The 2608-nt window shown below is 70.4% G+C and carries 4 protein-coding genes; 2 read left to right on the top strand and 2 right to left on the bottom strand.

Annotated elements, in window-relative coordinates:
• Positions 1 to 70: 70 nt before the first annotated feature.
• Positions 71 to 1063: a carbohydrate kinase family protein gene (locus ACWDN5_RS46635; RefSeq protein ID WP_310977131.1), complete on the bottom strand. Its 993-nt coding sequence runs from the start codon at positions 1061 to 1063 to the stop codon at positions 71 to 73.
• A gap of 148 nt (positions 1064 to 1211) precedes the next feature.
• Between ACWDN5_RS46635 and ACWDN5_RS46640 the strand changes: the two genes are divergently transcribed.
• A complete protein-coding gene (locus tag ACWDN5_RS46640; protein WP_310977130.1) occupies positions 1212 to 1382 on the top strand; it encodes a hypothetical protein in 171 nt (56 codons plus the stop codon).
• Between the two features lie 79 nt (positions 1383 to 1461).
• On the opposite strand, the gene ACWDN5_RS46645 is transcribed toward ACWDN5_RS46640, so the two are convergent.
• Positions 1462 to 1839, bottom strand: coding sequence for a HesB/IscA family protein (locus tag ACWDN5_RS46645; protein ID WP_086845389.1), 378 nt, complete (start codon positions 1837 to 1839; stop codon positions 1462 to 1464).
• Between the two features lie 148 nt (positions 1840 to 1987).
• On the opposite strand from ACWDN5_RS46645, the gene ACWDN5_RS46650 reads away from it, so the two are divergent.
• Positions 1988 to 2608, top strand: a 621-nt coding sequence (locus ACWDN5_RS46650; protein ID WP_449680785.1) for a DUF3043 domain-containing protein, incomplete at its 3' end; no start/stop codon positions are given.

A 2608-nucleotide genomic window follows, 5' to 3' on the forward strand; every position in this document is an offset into this window, starting at 1 on the left:
CGTGGCGCCCCGCGCCCGGCGGCGCGTGGTCCCGGTCACCAACCCGCCTTACCACTCACGACCACGCGGGTCAGGCGGCGGGCAGGACCGCGGAGATCTCCTCCGCCGCGTCCGGGCCGAACGCCTCGCCGATGCGGGCCAGGGCCTCCGCTCGGTCGAACGTCCACTCCTGGGTGCCGACCGTCTCCAGGACCAGCACCGCGATCAGCGAGCCGAGCTGGGCCGCGCGCTCGACGCCGAGGCCGCCGTCGAGACCGGCCAGGAAGCCCGCGCGGAAGCCGTCGCCGACGCCGGTCGGGTCGGCCTTCGCGCGCTCCGGGACCGCGCCGATCTGGAAGGCGACGCCGTCCTTGCCGACGATCTCGACGCCCTTCTCCCCCAGCGTCGTGATCCGGACGCCGACCTGGTCGAGGACGTCGGCCTCGGTCCAGCCGGTCTTCTGGAGCAGCAGCTCCCACTCGTAGTCGTTGCTGAACAGGTACTTCGCGCCGGCGACGAACGCGCGCGCCTGCTCGCCGGTCATCCGGGCCAGCTGCTGCGACGGGTCGACCGCGAAGGCGTACCCGCGCTGCCGGCACTCCTCGGCGTGGCGGATCATGCCCTCCGGGTCGTCCGGGCTGATCAGCACCAGGCTCAGCTCGCCGACGCGCTCGGCGATCGGCAGCAGCTCGATGTTGCGGGACTCGGCCATCGCGCCGGCGTAGAACGTCGCGATCTGGCAGAGGTCCTCGTCCGTGGTGCAGACGAACCGCGCGGTGTGCGCGACCTCCGACACGTGCACGCCCGAGGTGTCCACGCCGTGCCGCTCCAGCCAGGAGCGGTAGTCGGCGAAGTCGGCGCCGACCGCGCCCACCAGGACCGGCTTGACGCCGAGCACCCCCAGGCCGAAGGCGATGTTCGCGCCGATGCCGCCGCGCCGGACCACCAGGTCGTCGGCGAGGAAGCTCAGCGAGACGCGGTGCAGCTGCTCGGCGACCAGCTGCTCGGCGAACCTGCCCGGGAAATGCATGAGGTGGTCGGTCGCGATACTGCCGGACACCGCGATCCTGGCCCTGTCTGCCACCGGCTGCTCCTTCGTGTTCGACCTCACGGCAAAAGGCGCGAAGTTACCCCCGGGTCATGACCCATCCGGGTAGTTCGCGCGCGCCCAACCGACACTACCGGCTGGTACTCCTTCTCCAGTCGAGAGCGGATCAATAGCGTTACGAATCGTGAACGCCGTCACCGAACCCGAGACCCTGTCCGAGCTGATCGCCGACTGTGCGCTCATCCCGGCGACCCTGCAGGCCGAGAGCCGTCCGCCCGCCCCCGCCACGGCCAGTCCGTGGGAGGTCGACGAGGTGTGCCACGCCCAGGTCGCGGAGCTCGACGCCTACGTGTAGTCCGCAGAGACGGAGAAGGCCCCGCCTCCCTTCCGGGAGACGGGGCCTTTCCACGTGCGGTGGCTTCGGGCAAACCGGCTCAGTGGAACGAGTCGCCGCAGGCGCAGGAGCCGGTGGCGTTCGGGTTGTCGATCGTGAAGCCCTGCTTCTCGATCGAATCCACGAAGTCGATGACGGCTTCCGACACGTACGGCGCGCTCATCCGGTCCACGGCGACCTTGAGGCCGTCGAAGTCGCGGAACAGGTCGCCGTCGAGCGTGCGCTCGTCGAAGAACAGCTGGTAACGCAGGCCGGCGCAGCCACCGGGCTGGACGGCGATGCGCAGGTGCATGTCGTCGCGGCCCTCCTGCTCGAGCAGGGCCTTCGCCTTGGAAGCCGCGGCGTCGGTCAACGTGACGCCGTGGGTCTCCTCGGCGGTCTCGGCCTGCGTCGCGCCGGCGTGCTCAGCGGTCGTCATGGCACTCCCTCATCAAAGTCGAACTCGCTGCGGATACTCCTCGTGCTGAGCTGTTCAACACCGGGGGCGTCCGATCTGTTCCCCCACCATGGTCGCACATGGATCGACCTGGTGAACGGCGGCGTGACGCCTGCAATACCCTGGTGAGGTGAGGTTCCTGCGCCGAAGCACCACAGACACCGCCGCCGAAGAGCCGGAGGCGGGCGAAGCCGTCGACGTCGCCGGCAAGGCGTACACGCCCGGTAAGGGCAAGGCCACGCCGAAGCGCCGCGACGCCGAGGCGAAGAAGCGCGGCCCGGTGGCGCCGCCGCCCACGACCATGCGTGAGGCGATGAAGCGCAACAAGGAGCTGCGCAAGGCGAACCCGCAGACCAAGGAGGACCGCCGCGCGGCGGCCAAGGCCCGCCGCGACGCGATGATGCGCGGCGACGACAACGCCCTGCTCCCGCGCGACCGGGGGCCGGTCAAGCGGTACGTCCGCGACCTGGTCGACAGCCGGCGCAACCTCCTCGGCCTGTTCATGCCGCTGGCCATCGTGGTGTTCCTGGCGCTGCTGGTGCCGCTGCCCCAGGTCCAGTCGTACATCACGCTGCTGTGCACGGCGATGCTGCTGGTGATGGCGATCGAGGGCTTCGTGAACGGCCGCAAGATCGCGAAGCTGGTGCGGGAGAAGTTCCCGAAGGAAGCCGTGAACGGCCGGTCGATCGGGTGGTACGCGTTCGTCCGGGCGTCCCAGATCCGGCGGCTGCGGATGCCGAAGCCGCGGCTG

This window comes from Amycolatopsis sp. NPDC003731, from assembly GCF_053586895.1.